The sequence below is a fragment of the Niameybacter massiliensis genome (assembly GCF_001282685.1).
Classification (GTDB): Bacteria; Bacillota; Clostridia; order Lachnospirales; family Cellulosilyticaceae; genus Holtiella; species Holtiella tumoricola.
In genome coordinates this window covers 40,410-54,824 of record NZ_LN875032.1, presented here as the reverse complement: position 1 = coordinate 54,824, position 14,415 = coordinate 40,410, and the positions used below count along the sequence as shown (strand labels likewise).

Genomic DNA, 14,415 nt, shown 5'->3' with positions numbered 1-14,415 from the left:
TTATTTAATTAACCATTTTATTATAGTTTAGAGGAAATAAATAATCTAGTATAAAATTTTTATAGGATAATTTATGCTAAGGAGTTATGCTATAATAAGTTAAGTTATATTCTTATCATGAAGAACAAAGGAGGCAAATCAGTGTGTTTCAAGAAATTTATAAAGCATTCTTAGAAAACATTCCTTGGCCGACATGGATTTCATCAGTAGATGCAAAAATATTATTTATAAATAAACCTTATGAAGCAGTATATAATATGAAATTAGAAGAGGTACAAGGAAAACATTTTAAAGAGATTGTACCTGAGAAAATAGCAGAACGTTATTATAATGAACTTATGCAATGTATAGAGAGTAAAGAAATTTGTAAAAATGAAGCATTAGTGAATGGGAAGTATTTAGAATGTACTTTATTTCCTATACTTAATGAAAAAGAAAAAATAGATGCGGTAGCCGGTATGATATTTGATGTTACTGAACAAAGAAGAAGAGAAAAGGAACTAAAGAATGGAAAAGATATTTTAAGAACCATTATAGATTCTCTACCAGAAGTTATTTTTTATAAAGATAAAGAGAGTAGATTTTTAGGTTATAATAAAGCATTTGAGAGGTATTATAATCAACGAGGTATTTATGATATTAAGGGAAGAACAGATCTTGAGATATACGGAGATCAAGAAGTTGCAAAACAGTTTATAACGTTAGATAAAGAGGTCATGGAGTATAAAGAATCTAAGAGATATGAACAGAAGATTATAGATGGTAACGGGATTATGAGAATAGAGGAGAATATAAAAGTTCCTGTACTTGGGGAAGATGGAGAAGCTTGGGGAGTAGTAGGACTATCTAGAGACATTACAGATAAAAAAGCATTAGATGAAAAGTTAAAGTATATTAGTGAAATAGATGCTTTAACGGGTTTATATAATAGATATAGTTTTGAAGAAAAAATAAATCTATATACTAGAGAGGAATATCTGCCATTAGGAATGATTATGGGAGATGTGAATGGATTAAAGCTAGTGAATGATACATTAGGCCATTTAGAGGGAGATGAACTCTTAAAGAGTATTGCAGAAGTATTAAAGAAGGTATGTAAAGCAAAAGGCCATGTATTTAGGTGGGGGGGCGATGAATTCTTTATCTTAATTCCTAATTGTACAGAAAGTATGTGCGAGGAAATGATGACAGAGATACGTGAATCCTGTGAAAATTATGAGAAACAATTTATTCAATTAAGTATTGCACTAGGAGAAGATGTTAAGTACAACTTAGATGGAAATATTTATGATGACATAAGATGTATAGAAGAAAAGGTTTATCGCCAAAAATTACTTGATAAGAAAAGTATGAAAAGTTCGGTACTGCATACGATGAAAAAGACTTTAGAAGAAAAAAATATGGAGACTCGTGAGCATGCAGATAGAGTAGCGAATAATGCAGTAAGTATTGGACGAGCTATGGGCTTTAAAATGAGTGAATTAGATGAATTAGAATTAACAGCGGAGCTTCATGATATTGGGAAAATAACAATAGCAGAAGAGTTACTTTTAAAACCATCTAAGCTTACAGAAGAAGAGTTTGAGATACTTAAAACTCATGCTGAAAAAGGGTATCGCATTATACATGCATGCGGTGAACTAATTGATGTTGCCAAGTCTGTATTAACTCATCATGAACGATGGGATGGTAGTGGCTATCCATTAGGGTTAAAAGAAGATGAGATACCTCTTATGGCAAGAATTATTAGTATAGCAGATGCTTATGATGTTATGACTCATGATAGAGTATATAAAAGTGCTATAAGCCAAGAAGAAGCTTTTGAAGAGTTGAGGCGTAATGCAGGGACGCAGTTTGATCCTCAGATTGTAGAGGTCTTTATAGAGTATTTAGTACAGTAAGTAGAATATGATTTAATTGAGTATATAGGAGAAAAACATGGAAAGAACAATAGAAATAAGAAGGCCATATAGACACTTCAAAGGGAAACTTTACTATATACATGACATAGCAGTACATACAGAAACAGAAGAATTAATGGTATCTTATCAAGCATTGTATCCACCGTATGGAATGTGGGTTAGACCACTTAAGATGTTCGTAGAAGAAGTAGAGCCTGGACGTGAAGATAATATAACGGGGCAAAAATATCGCTTTGAACTATATAGAGGATAGGTGAAAAGGCTGTTGTATAACAGCCTTTTATTTTTTATAAAGAATATAAAAATCTTTCCAACTTACCTAACACGAGTACGTATATAATAGTGTAAGACAAAACAAGAAAGGGGGATATGTCATGGATGTGGAGCAGTTGATTGATATGCACAAAGATCAGTTGTATAGGCTATGCTTATATTTAGAAAAGAATCAGGATAAGGCAGATGACCTATTTCAAGACACTTGGGTAAAGGCAATCGAGAGACTTGCAACCTATGATAAAACAAAAGCTTTTTATCCATGGCTGACCCAGATAGCAGTTAATAACTATAGGGATAAATTAAGACGTCTAAAGCTAGAGATAAAACGAAGGTGCTATGAACCTGAAGCTGTTATACAAGATAGGAAGAGTGAGGAAGAAAGTATAGAGAGTCAGCTTGTACATAAAGAGGAGCTCCAATGTGTACAACAAGCATTACAACGTCTAGGAGATAAACATAGATTACCTTTGATACTGACAATGGGAGAGCGCATGTCCTATAAAGAGGCTGGAGAAATCTTAGATATTAACGAAGGCTTAGTAAAGTCGAGAGTATATGAAGCAAGGCAAAAACTAAAAAAACTATTAGAAAAGGAGGGGTTATAATGGATGATAAAAAGTTAGATTATTTATTAGGTGAGCTATTTGAGGAAGATATACAAGTTGATATGAAACTAGTCTATGCCACAAAAAATAAAGTAAGAGAACGGGAATCTATTAAGGAACAGAAAAAAGCATGGTATCCTTTCATACTCGTTATACTCATGAACATCCTTCTTGTTTTAATAGAAGTAGGGTGCATGCTCTTTTTAGTAGATACACTGAAACAAGCATCAATGATTATTACTATAGGCCTAGGGTTAATGCAAGTACCTGTTGTAGCTTATTTAATAGGCCAAATTTATTATAAAGAAAATCATAAAGTAAAATAGATTAAAGGAGAGATGAGTGATGGTAGGAAGTATAGTGATGACGTTAATGTTAGCAGCCATAATGGTGATTCCAATAGGATTAATGATTGCATTAGGTGTAGTAGTTTATAAAGATGCTAAGGCACATCATATGAGTGCAGGGCTATGGACAGCAGTGGCGATCCTAGCACCCAACTTTATTGGGGTAATTATCTATTTAGTAGTAAGAAGTAATCAGGAGAAGATTTATACATGTTCTAACTGTGGAGTAGATGTTAAAGAAGATTATAATATGTGTCCAAACTGTAAATCTGTATTTGAGAAGATATGCCACGTGTGTAAGAGAGCAATTAATAATGATGTAGCGTATTGTCCATATTGTGGTACAGAAGTAGATGAAGCTGAACAAGTTCAAACAGCAACCAAGGTATCTAAAAAAACAAATATTGTGAAGCCTTTAGCTATTATTGGTGGTATCTTCTTAGCTTTTGCTCTTATACTTTTTGTTGGAATGTTTTCTATGGCTATAGCTAGTGGAGAGTTTAATAATAGTACTTCTGTATCTGTAATGAGCTATGAAGTAAGCATGGGAGAGCATCTTAAAGCCGGATTTAAGTATAATGAAGGTCGTGATAGTATTAAACTCGATAGACAAGCCGGAGAGGTAGTAGGCCTAGAAGGGGTTATGAATGTGACAAAAGGGAATATTACACTAGATATATTTAACCCAAAAGGTGAAAAAGTTTATACAGAAAAATATGAGGCAAGTGATGTAGAACAACCAGTTAATATTCAATTAGAGGCTCAGGACTCAGGGAAGTATAAGGTTGCATTGACGATATCAAAAGCTTCTGGTAGCTATGATATAAGAGGAAATTAAATAGAGATTAGGTTCATTTTTGATAGGCACGGTAAAGAGATCGTGTCTATTTTTTATGGCTTTAAGCATCTATATATTTATGTAGTAAGACATAGCAGAATAGAAAAATTTCGCACAACCTTCACATAGACAACAATTCATCCTCAAATAAGTAGGTCATAATGATACTATAGCAAGTCACGAAAGGAGCAAAATGGCATGAGCCAAAATGTATTTGAAAGAGTTGAGAAGAAATTTTTGCTTTCTGAAAAACAGTATCAATTATTATTGCAATATATGAATTCCTATATGACTATGGATAGTTATGGAAAACATACGATTTGTAATATTTATTATGATACACCTACTAATGACCTTATTAGTCACTCTATAGAGAAGCCTAAATATAAAGAAAAACTTCGCTTAAGAAGTTATGGTACACCTACTAAAAAAGATAAGGTGTATATCGAAATCAAGAAAAAGTATGATGGGATTGTCTATAAAAGACGTGTACAAATGACCTTAGAAGAGGCCGAACTCTATTTAAACAGACATATTAAAGCGGCACAGGATAACCAAATTCTAAAAGAAATAGACTACTTTATGGATTTTTACAGACCAATTCCTAAGCTATATCTTGCTTATGAAAGAATTGCATACTTTGGAAATGAAGACAAAAATGTGCGTATTACTTTTGACCATAATATTAGAAGTAGAGAAGATAATCTAAGTTTGGGGAATGGAGATAAAGGGGAGTCACTTTTAAAGGATAAGGAGTACTTAATGGAAGTTAAAGTACCTGGAGCAATGCCTTTGTGGCTTGTAAATATTATGTCTATGTTAGAAATCTATCCAGTTTCATTTTCTAAATACGGTAATATTTATAAAAATAAAATCTTACAATCAAGGAGAGATGAACCATGTTCGGTAGCATTATAGATTTAACTTCAAGTGATTTAACCTTAAAACTAATCGTACTTTGTACAATGACATCTATATTAGCAGGATTTGTGATTTCTTATATATATATGTACACAGGTAAGTACACCAAAAATTTTAGTATTGCTTTGGTCATCTTACCAGTACTTATACAAGTTGTAATTATGCTTGTAAATGGTAATTTAGGAACAAGTGTAGCAGTGCTTGGGGCCTTTAGCTTAGTGCGTTTTCGGTCGGTACCAGGAAGTTCAAAAGAGATTTGTAGTATCTTCTTTGCAATGGCAATAGGCCTTGCAACAGGGATGGGGTATTTGACATTTGCACTTTTAGCGACTGTAATCGTAGGCTTAATTTTTGTTATACTCTATAAAACAAGCTTTGGTGAAGTAAAGCAAGATGAAAAAGAACTAAGAATTACAATTCCAGAAAATCTAGATTACACGGAGATTTTTGATGATTTATTTGAAACGTATACATCAGAGTATACATTAGATAAAGTTAAGACAACAAATTTAGGAAGCATGTATGAACTTCATTACCACATCATATTAAAAGATCAAACAAAAGAGAAAAACTTTATTGATGATTTAAGATGTAGAAATGGTAACTTGACCATTATATGCAGTCGTGTTTCTAGTAGAAAAGAAGAATTATAAGACAGATAAGGAGATTAAAAATGTTACTTAAAAAAGTTAGAAAGAGTTCTATAGTAATGGCAATTATACTGAGTATGTCTTTATCTGTAGGATGTAATAATACACATGCAGCTACTGAAGTACCAGTACAAAAAGAACAATCTAATAGTGATCAAGGTGAGAATAACCCAGTAGAAACGGTAGCTACAGGAGATAGACAATTAATCGAAGTGTCCTATAAAACGGCAGATTTAAATGATAGCTTTGAACTAACTAATATGATTAATCTATCAGGCAGTACCATTAACTTTAATGGGAATGGTGCAACTGTATCAGGTAATAGTATTACCATTAATAGTGCAGGAACTTATGTAATAAGTGGAACGCTAGAAGATGGACAAATTATAGTAGAAGCAGATAAGGCGGACAAGGTTCAGTTAGTCTTAAATGGCGCAAGTATTCACTCTAAGACAAGTGCGCCAATCTATGTTAAAAGTGCAGATAAGGTTATTGTAACTTTAGCAGAAGGAACAGCAAATAAATTATCTGATAGTGCTAACTATGTTTATGAAGATTCAGCATCAGATGAACCTAATGCTACCCTTTTTAGTAAAGATGATTTAACAATAAATGGTAAAGGGACACTTGAAATCACAAGTGTATTTAAAGATGGAATTAGAAGTAAGGATGACCTAAAAATTGTAGATGGAACATTTGTTATTGATGCTGCTGACCATGGTATTGTAGGAAAAGATATGGTAGCTATTAAATCAGGTGATTTGACGATTAAAGCAAATGGAGATGCTATTAAATCCACTAATGATACAGATGCAGCTAAAGGCTTTGTATCTGTTGAAGGGGGGAGCTTTAACCTCATAGCTGGTCAAGATGGTATTCAGGCAGAGACAGCTGTACAAATCTTAGATGGTACTTTTGATATCACTTCAGGTGGAGGTAGTAGCAATGGGAGTAAGAAAGTTAATAGCCAAATGATGGGTGGACAAATGCCAGGAGGACAAAAACCATCAAGAAACCAAGAGACAGGTCAAGTTGCTGGAACTTCAACTACTCAGGCTACTACAACTACAGAACAAGAAAGTACAAGTTCAAAAGGTATTAAGGCTAAAACAAATCTTGCGATAGTAGGTGGAAGCTTCACTATAGATGCGGCAGATGATGCAGTACACAGCAATGGTAATGTATTTATTTTGGATGGAGCGCTTGAAATCGCAACAGGGGATGATGGGATTCATGCAGATCAGACTTTGCAAATTGAAGGTGGAGACATTAATATTACAAAGAGTTATGAAGGTTTAGAGGGTTCAGCGATTAATATCTTAAATGGAACCATCCATGTTGTAAGTTCAGATGATGGTATCAATGTTGCAGGTGATACAGGAGCAACTACTAATAGCGTTTTAACTATTACAGATGGCTATGTTGTAGTAGATGCTGGTGGTGATGGTTTAGATGCCAATGGCTCAATTGTAATGACAGGAGGAACGGTTATTGTCAATGGTCCTGAAAATGGTGGGAATGGAGCCTTAGATTATGATAGAGCCTTTGATATAAGTGGTGGCACACTAGTAGCAGTAGGGAGTTCAGCTATGGCACAAGGAATCGCAACCTCATCTTCTCAAAATGCAGTAATGATGACTTACTCAACAACTCAACCAGCAGGAACAATGCTACATTTAGAAGATAGTAAAGGTAACAATATCTTAAGTTTTAAACCAGCCAAATCTTACTCATCAGTGGTGATGTCTACACCTCAAATTGAACAAAATCAAAGCTACAAGCTTTATGCAGGTGGTTCAGTAAGCGGGGATGCTCAAGATGGGCTTAATGTAGATGGAACATATACTGGAGGAAGTTTGGTAGTAGAGTTTAAAACAGGTGATGTACAAACTTACTTAACAGAGTCAGGTGTGACAACAAGTACTTCAAACAGAGGCGGTAGTAAAGGAATGCAAAGACCAAGTGGGTTAGAAGGGCAAAATAGTACTATGGAGAAACCAACAGGTGGCCGCCCACAGAAAGAAGGCATGATGCCTCCAACAAGCGATGAAATAACATCAACTAATGAAAAAGAAACACCAAAAAGCACAACACCATAAAAGTAAAAATCAGCTCTTCCTAACTTATAAATAAGTTAAGAAGAGCTGATTTTTTATAAAAAACTTTTAAAAATATAAAATAGGCTAAAATAAAGTGAAATGATAGTGTATTAAGAGAAAAGTATTCTAAAAGAAATAAAAAGTAACAATATAACTAAACTTAATATACAGTAATAATAAAAAAGCTCTTGAACTCTAGATAAAATTATGTTATTTTTTGTTAGGCAAAGTATACATAAAGATTGGAGTTGACAATTAATTGAAAAAGAAATTATCAGTAGTACTATTCGGATTAACATGTTTATTAGGTATGAGTGTGGTGAGTTACGCAAAAGAAAGTAATCTTATTCCATTCCCAAAAGAGTATGATGCAACAGCTTCAGGAGCTTCTTCATATGATGGAATAGGTAACGTAGCAAACTCAGCATATTTCCCAGTATTTGATTTTTATAATATGGAGAGCAAAGGTAGTCTTACACTTTTACCAAAATATAAGACTTACCAACAAACTACAGAGTACACTTGTGGGCCTGTAGCAGCACTTACTGTTCTTCACCATTTTGGAGAGACAAACTATGAGGAACTTGAGATAGCGGATATTATGGGGTGCCATAAAGATCGTAACTACTCAAATAAACAAAATCCAGGCGTTGCTGATGAGCAAGGTGAATATGGAACTTCTACTTCAGGAATGGTACATTTCTTTGAAGAAATAGGCTGGGATGTAACTTCTAGCTTAACAGAGGCAGATGAAGCAGGTTATACATTCTATGATCCAGAGGATTTCAAAAACTTTGTACTTGAAAACTTAAAGAATAACACACCTATTATGGTTGAAAATATAGATTTTGGTGGCCATTGGCGTGCAATCATTGGATATGACACAATGGGAACAGATGCATTCAGTGATGATGTAATTATTATGGCAGATTCATATGATACATCGGATCACCTTCAAGATGGTTACATTTATACAAATGCAGAAAGATTTTTCTATATGTGGTTTGATTCACATATCTTACCAAACACTCAAAAACAACAACAATGGTTAGTGGCTAAGCCAGCTAATAAATAACAGAGATTTACATAAATAAAGAGGTTATTGCAAAAGATGCAATAGCCTCTTTGTTTATGTATAGAAACTTAAAAATATGCATGATGAAAAAGCCGTATATTCATATTTTCAAATATTTCATATAATGTAGTACAATTTTATTGCGCATAAAAATTAATAATGCTAAACTTCTATGTATAACAAATAAGAAAATATAAATCTTGTATGACAGGGGGAGCAATATGACTTATTGGCAAAAGGAAGAAGTTTATGACATTGAACAAAAAAGACAAGTTCAATCAGAAAGATTAATTACAACGGTTAATCGTGTTTATAATAATGTACCTTTTTATAAAGAAAAAATGAAAGCTATGGGGATTGAACCGGGGGATATTAAGGGGATAGGCGACCTTGATAAGTTGCCTTTTACAACAAAGCAAGATTTAAGAGACCACTATCCTTATGGGTTGTTTGCGGCGCCTATGGAAGAAGTAGTACGTATTCATGCATCTTCAGGTACTACCGGTCAGCCAACAGTAGTTGGATATACAAAGAACGATATTGAAATGTGGTCAGATATGATAGCGCGTTCTTTTACAGCTATGGGTGTAACAAAGAAGGATATTGTTCAAGTGGCTTATGGATATGGACTTTTCACAGGTGGTCTTGGTGCCCATTATGGCACTGAAAGATTAGGAGCAGCAACAGTACCTATCTCTGGCGGGAATACTAAGAAACAAATTCAGCTTTTACAAGAGTTTGGAAGTACTGTTATTGCGTGTACACCATCCTATATCTTGTATATTGGGGAGACCATGAAAAATATGGGAATTGACCCTAGAAGTACAAAATTACATACAGGTATCTTTGGAGCAGAGCCTTGGACAGAAGAAATGAGAGAGCAAATAGAGAGTATGTTTGGTATTAATGCCATGGATATATATGGTCTTAGCGAAGTATTGGGACCAGGTGTTGGGTTTGAATGTAGTGCAAGAAGTGGTATGCATATCAATGATGATCATTTTGTACCTGAAATTATTAATCCAGATACCCTTCAAGCACTACCTGAAGGGCAATCAGGAGAGCTAGTATTTACAATGATTACAAAAGAGGCACTGCCTTTATTAAGATATCGTACAAGAGATATTACAACCTTACATACAGGACAATGTTCATGTGGTAGAACACTTACACGTATGGATAAAATTGCAGGTAGAAGTGATGATATGCTTATTATCCGTGGTGTGAATGTATTCCCATCACAAATAGAAAGTGTTCTATTAAAAGTGGCAGAAACTGCACCACATTATGTCATTATTGTAGACCGTATTAATAACTTAGATACCCTTGAAGTATGGGTTGAAGTAAGACCAGAATTCTTTACTGACGCAATTAAATCACTAGAAAAAATAGAAAAGCATATTACAGCGGAACTGTTTAGTTTATTAGGACTTCATGTAAAAGTTAAGCTTGTGGAACCTCGTAGTATTGAACGTAGTGAGGGCAAAGCGAAACGCATTATTGATAAGAGAAATAAATAGATAATGAAGGAGTGGTATGGGTGATTTGGCAAAAGGAAGAGGCGTTGTCACGGGATGAAATGTGTGCACTTCAAAGTAAGAGATTAGTAAAAACAGTGGCACATGTATATGAAAATGTACCCTTTTATAAGAAAAAGATGGATGACATGGGGCTTGAAGTAGGAGATATTAGAGGGATTGAAGATTTAAATAAGTTACCTTTTACAACCAAACAAGATTTAAGGGATAACTATCCTTATGGTATGTTTGCAGTGCCTATGAAACAAGTTGTACGTGTGCATGCATCTTCAGGGACAACGGGCCAACCTACAGTAGTAGGCTATACCCAAAATGATTTAGATATGTGGGCAAACTGCATGGCTAGAGTATTAGCAGGTATGGGTGCTACAGATGAAGATATTGTACACAATGCTTTGGGATATGGATTTTTCACAGGTGGACTAGGATTTCACTATGGAAGTGAAAAGTTAGGAGCAACTATAGTCCCAATCTCTTCAGGAAATACAAAGAAACAAGTCCAAATCATGCGTGAATTTGAAAGTACAGTACTTGTAACAACACCATCATATGCACTTTATATGGGTGAATATTTAAGGAATTTAGGGATTGACCCAAGGGAATTAAAGTTAAGAATAGGTGCACTAGGTGGAGAGCCTTGGAGTTATGAAATGAGAGGACAGATTGAAGAAAGCTTAGGTATCAAGGCTTATGATAGTTATGGTATGAGTGAGATTGTAGGTCCAGGAGTAGGTTTTGAGTGTACACATAAAAACCATGTTCATCTCAATGAAGATCATTTCATTCCAGAGATTGTTGATCCAGAGACATTAGAAGTACTTCCGATGGGAGCTACTGGAGAGATAGTTTTTACTACTGTTACCAAGGAGGCAATGCCATTATTAAGGTATCGCACAAGAGACATTACAAGCCTTGTAGAAGGTCCATGTAGCTGTGGAAGAACAACGGTACGTATGCGTAAGTGTACTGGAAGAAGTGATGATATGCTTATTATCCGAGGTGTGAATGTATTCCCATCACAAATAGAGAGTGTACTTCTTAACTTAGGAGAAACAGCACCACATTATATGCTTATTGTAGATCGTGTCAATAATTTGGATACCCTTGAAGTATGGGTTGAAGGTAAAGAGGGCATTACTTTTGTAGATGGTATGAGACATATGAAAGAAATTGAAAAGCGTATAACAGCTGAGATTCACTCAGTACTTGGACTTCAAGTTAAAGTAAAGCTTGTTGAACCTAAGTCTATTGAACGAAGTGAAGGGAAGGCTAAAAGAATTATTGATAAGAGGAGGAATTAAAATGATTATTAACCAACTTTCTGTATTTGTAGAAAATAAATCAGGTAGACTTTATGAGGTTATGCAAATTCTAGGAGATGCAAATATTAATGTGTCAGCACTTTCAATTGCGGATACATCAGACTACGGTATTGTAAGACTTATTGTAAGTAACCATGAAGAAGCGTTAAGATTACTTAAAGAACATGGATTTTCAGTTCAAAAAACACCTGTAATAGGATGCAAGGTACCGAATACACCAGGTGGGCTTAAAATGCTCTTAAGTTATTTAGCAGAAGATGATATTAGCATTGAGTATATGTATGCATTCTCAATAGGAGATGATGCTTCTATTATTTTACGCACTGAGGATTGTAATAAGACAATCGAAAATTTATCTAAACATCAAATGGAACTTGTTAAAGCAAGTGATATTTATCAAATTTAAGCTTTAACTGATTCTTTACAAAGTAAATTGCCTATAATAAGATTATTAAGAGGCAAGGAGATGAGATATGTGAAGGATCAGATTATTAGAAAGATATTTAATGGCTTAATATATATTCATATACTTCATCATGGTAACGACGATAAGTTTTATGGAAGTTGGATGATAGATGAGCTCAAAGAGCATGGCTATAACATGAGCCCAGGCACATTATACCCAATTTTAAAAAACATGGTAGAAGAAGGACTTTTAGAAAAAGAAGATGTTAATGTAAATGGTAAGATTAGAAAATACTATAGAACAACTTCGGATGGAGCTAAGTTATTAAATGAATTAAGAGTTAATTTGAGAATATTAGTAGATGAGATAAGCTAAGGAAATGATGGAAATCATATTCTTAGCTTATTTTTTTGTTGCAATTAAGAAAAAGAAATGATAATATTTATAATCGATATCGGAAATCGATATAACTAAGATCCTAAAGGAGTACGACATGAGTATTATTACAAGTAGACAAAGTATACGAACCTTTCTAGATAAATCAGTTGAACAAGATCAAATAATGCAAATTGTAGAAGCTGGTATGGCAGCACCTTCTTCAAAAAATAAAAGACCATGGCAATTTTTAGTGATTAAAAATACAGAACTCCTACAAGAAATTTTAGCCTTTCACCCAAACTGGAAGATGGTAAAGGGAGCGCAGAAAGCTATTATAGTATGCGGTGATAAGAGTAAAGATGATAGAGAGCAGCAACTGACAATGACATGCTCAGCAGTAGCTCAAAATATACTATTAAAGAGTACAGAGCTAGGGCTAGGATCAGTATGGTTAGGATGCTTTCCAGATGCAGCCAGATGTAACTTTTTAATAGAAAAATTAGAATTACCTTCTTATATTGTCCCTATGGCACTTATTCCGATTGGTTATGCAGCTGAGACTTCTGAAAAAAATAGGGTAATAGATCTTCAAAAAATCCATATTGATAGATGGCAGTAAGATAGGAGTCCTACAGAATGAATATTTTAAGTCTAAAAGACATTAAGTATGTAGTAGATGGAATGGATATTTTAAAGGGAATTTCTACAGATATTGATAAGGGTGACTGTATTTCAATAGTAGGTCCTTCAGGAAGTGGTAAAAGTACGTTGATAAAGATATTAGCAGACCTCATACCAATGACACAGGGGGAGGTCTTGTATAAGAATAAACACTACAGAGAGTATGATCCTATTCAATTAAGAAGAGAAGTAAGTTATTGTATTCAATTGCCCCATCTTTTTGGATATACAGTAGAGGAGAATCTTATGTTTCCTTTTAAAATCAGGAAAGAGCAGATGAATAGACAAAGAGTGATTGATCTACTTGAACGGATGAACTTAAATGAGAGCTATATAAGTAAGGATATTCATGCCTTATCTGGTGGAGAGAAACAAAGAGTAGCTTTAATAAGGAATCTAATCTTTACACCACAAATATTGCTGTTAGATGAAGTAACTTCAGCATTAGATAAGGAAAATGCTTTAAATATAGAAACCTATATTAAAGAATTAAATGAGGAAGGTGTAACAGTTTTGTGGATTACCCATAACGAGGCTCAGAGTACAGGTATATTTAACAAAAGATGGATTATGGAAGAAGGACAACTTTTACGTCTGGAGGTTATAAGATAATGGATACACTATCTTTGATTATAGCATCAGCATTGATTCTTATACCTATTATAATCTCGTATAAGGAACAGTTGGGACTAGGGCGTGACATTGTAGTAAGTGTAGTAAGAGCTGTCATTCAGCTTGTTATAGTAGGATATGTTTTGGATATAATCTTTGGGTTAGAAAATCCTATTTTTACAACAATACTGGTATTCGTTATGATTATAAATGCAGCTGTACATACAAAAAAGCGTGCAGGTAATATAGAACATGCAAGATGGATTTCCTTTATTGCCATTACTGTAGGGGCCGGTATTACCATGACAGTATTAGTAATATCAGGTTCTATAGCTTTTACGCCTAATGAAGTCATACCAGTAGCAGGGATGGTTGTAAGTAATGCTATGGTAGCCATTGGACTTTGCTATCAAAATGTTAATAATGCATTTCATAATAAGCGAATAGAGATAGAAGTCAAGCTCTCATTAGGAGCAGATATAAAAGAAGCATCAAAAGATGCAATAAGAGAGAGTATTAAAATGGGGATTGTGCCAACGATAGACTCAGCAAAAACCTTAGGAATCGTAGCCTTACCAGGAATGATGACAGGGCTTATCTTAGCAGGTACTTCACCACTTATGGCGATTAAATTTCAAATTATGGTAACCTTTATGATACTATCGGCAACATCTATTTCAGGCATGCTTGCGACTTATTTATCTTATAGAAGTTTCTTTAATCATAGAAAGCAACTTAAATAAAA

16 protein-coding genes are annotated in these 14,415 nt (G+C 34.2%); all 16 read left to right on the top strand.

Features of this window, described 5'->3' with window-relative positions:
* Positions 1-143 precede the first annotated feature (143 nt).
* A complete protein-coding gene (locus tag BN2390_RS01390; protein WP_242847631.1) occupies positions 144-1,901 on the top strand; it encodes a sensor domain-containing diguanylate cyclase/phosphohydrolase in 1,758 nt (585 codons plus the stop codon).
* 37 nt (positions 1,902-1,938) lie between these two features.
* Complete coding sequence (locus BN2390_RS01385) at positions 1,939-2,175, top strand: DUF1653 domain-containing protein (protein WP_053982563.1); 237 nt, start codon at positions 1,939-1,941, stop codon at positions 2,173-2,175.
* Between the two features lie 121 nt (positions 2,176-2,296).
* Positions 2,297-2,803: an RNA polymerase sigma factor gene (locus BN2390_RS01380; RefSeq protein ID WP_053982562.1), complete on the top strand. Its 507-nt coding sequence runs from the start codon at positions 2,297-2,299 to the stop codon at positions 2,801-2,803.
* Complete coding sequence (locus tag BN2390_RS01375; RefSeq protein WP_053982561.1) at positions 2,803-3,129, top strand: hypothetical protein; 327 nt, start codon at positions 2,803-2,805, stop codon at positions 3,127-3,129. Before BN2390_RS01380 ends, BN2390_RS01375 begins: the two co-directional genes overlap by 1 nt.
* Positions 3,130-3,148: 19 nt before the next feature.
* A complete protein-coding gene (locus tag BN2390_RS01370; RefSeq protein ID WP_053982560.1) occupies positions 3,149-3,988 on the top strand; it encodes a zinc ribbon domain-containing protein in 840 nt (279 codons plus the stop codon).
* Between the two features lie 198 nt (positions 3,989-4,186).
* Positions 4,187-4,906: a polyphosphate polymerase domain-containing protein gene (locus BN2390_RS01365; RefSeq protein WP_053982559.1), complete on the top strand. Its 720-nt coding sequence runs from the start codon at positions 4,187-4,189 to the stop codon at positions 4,904-4,906.
* On the top strand, positions 4,888-5,562 hold the full coding sequence (locus BN2390_RS01360) for a DUF4956 domain-containing protein (protein ID WP_053982558.1): 675 nt from the start codon (positions 4,888-4,890) through the stop codon (positions 5,560-5,562). The genes BN2390_RS01365 and BN2390_RS01360 overlap by 19 nt, the downstream gene beginning before the upstream one ends.
* 20 nt (positions 5,563-5,582) lie before the next feature.
* Entirely contained in the window at positions 5,583-7,658 is a 2,076-nt protein-coding gene (locus BN2390_RS01355) for a carbohydrate-binding domain-containing protein (RefSeq protein WP_053982557.1), read from the top strand.
* Positions 7,659-7,917: 259 nt separating this feature from the next.
* On the top strand, positions 7,918-8,733 hold the full coding sequence (locus BN2390_RS01350; protein ID WP_198524838.1) for a C39 family peptidase: 816 nt from the start codon (positions 7,918-7,920) through the stop codon (positions 8,731-8,733).
* Positions 8,734-8,954: 221 nt separating this feature from the next.
* Positions 8,955-10,253 carry a phenylacetate--CoA ligase family protein gene (locus tag BN2390_RS01345; RefSeq protein ID WP_053982556.1) on the top strand — a complete coding sequence of 433 codons (1,299 nt, stop codon included), beginning with the start codon at positions 8,955-8,957 and terminating at the stop codon, positions 10,251-10,253.
* A gap of 20 nt (positions 10,254-10,273) precedes the next feature.
* Positions 10,274-11,572, top strand: coding sequence for a phenylacetate--CoA ligase family protein (locus BN2390_RS01340; RefSeq protein ID WP_053982555.1), 1,299 nt, complete (start codon positions 10,274-10,276; stop codon positions 11,570-11,572).
* A 1-nt stretch (position 11,573) separates the two neighbouring features.
* Positions 11,574-11,999, top strand: coding sequence for an ACT domain-containing protein (locus BN2390_RS01335; protein WP_053982554.1), 426 nt, complete (start codon positions 11,574-11,576; stop codon positions 11,997-11,999).
* 60 nt (positions 12,000-12,059) lie between these two features.
* Complete coding sequence (locus BN2390_RS01330; RefSeq protein ID WP_301335055.1) at positions 12,060-12,374, top strand: PadR family transcriptional regulator; 315 nt, start codon at positions 12,060-12,062, stop codon at positions 12,372-12,374.
* Positions 12,375-12,492: 118 nt separating this feature from the next.
* Positions 12,493-12,996 (top strand): nitroreductase family protein, encoded by a 504-nt coding sequence (locus BN2390_RS01325; protein ID WP_053982553.1) that lies wholly within the window; start codon positions 12,493-12,495, stop codon positions 12,994-12,996.
* A 17-nt stretch (positions 12,997-13,013) separates the two neighbouring features.
* A complete protein-coding gene (locus tag BN2390_RS01320; protein WP_053982552.1) occupies positions 13,014-13,670 on the top strand; it encodes an ABC transporter ATP-binding protein in 657 nt (218 codons plus the stop codon).
* On the top strand, positions 13,670-14,413 hold the full coding sequence (locus BN2390_RS01315) for an ABC transporter permease (RefSeq protein WP_053982551.1): 744 nt from the start codon (positions 13,670-13,672) through the stop codon (positions 14,411-14,413). Before BN2390_RS01320 ends, BN2390_RS01315 begins: the two co-directional genes overlap by 1 nt.
* Positions 14,414-14,415 lie beyond the last annotated feature (2 nt).

Coding starts and splice junctions, on each gene's coding strand:
- BN2390_RS01335 (WP_053982554.1), top strand. CDS start 11,574: ATGATTATTAACCAACTTTCTGTATTTGTAGAAAATAAATCAGGTAGA.
- BN2390_RS01385 (WP_053982563.1), top strand. CDS start 1,939: ATGGAAAGAACAATAGAAATAAGAAGGCCATATAGACACTTCAAAGGG.
- BN2390_RS01365 (WP_053982559.1), top strand. CDS start 4,187: ATGAGCCAAAATGTATTTGAAAGAGTTGAGAAGAAATTTTTGCTTTCT.
- BN2390_RS01355 (WP_053982557.1), top strand. CDS start 5,583: ATGTTACTTAAAAAAGTTAGAAAGAGTTCTATAGTAATGGCAATTATA.
- BN2390_RS01370 (WP_053982560.1), top strand. CDS start 3,149: ATGGTAGGAAGTATAGTGATGACGTTAATGTTAGCAGCCATAATGGTG.
- BN2390_RS01320 (WP_053982552.1), top strand. CDS start 13,014: ATGAATATTTTAAGTCTAAAAGACATTAAGTATGTAGTAGATGGAATG.
- BN2390_RS01375 (WP_053982561.1), top strand. CDS start 2,803: ATGGATGATAAAAAGTTAGATTATTTATTAGGTGAGCTATTTGAGGAA.
- BN2390_RS01360 (WP_053982558.1), top strand. CDS start 4,888: ATGTTCGGTAGCATTATAGATTTAACTTCAAGTGATTTAACCTTAAAA.
- BN2390_RS01315 (WP_053982551.1), top strand. CDS start 13,670: ATGGATACACTATCTTTGATTATAGCATCAGCATTGATTCTTATACCT.
- BN2390_RS01345 (WP_053982556.1), top strand. CDS start 8,955: ATGACTTATTGGCAAAAGGAAGAAGTTTATGACATTGAACAAAAAAGA.
- BN2390_RS01330 (WP_301335055.1), top strand. CDS start 12,060: ATGAGATATGTGAAGGATCAGATTATTAGAAAGATATTTAATGGCTTA.
- BN2390_RS01380 (WP_053982562.1), top strand. CDS start 2,297: ATGGATGTGGAGCAGTTGATTGATATGCACAAAGATCAGTTGTATAGG.
- BN2390_RS01325 (WP_053982553.1), top strand. CDS start 12,493: ATGAGTATTATTACAAGTAGACAAAGTATACGAACCTTTCTAGATAAA.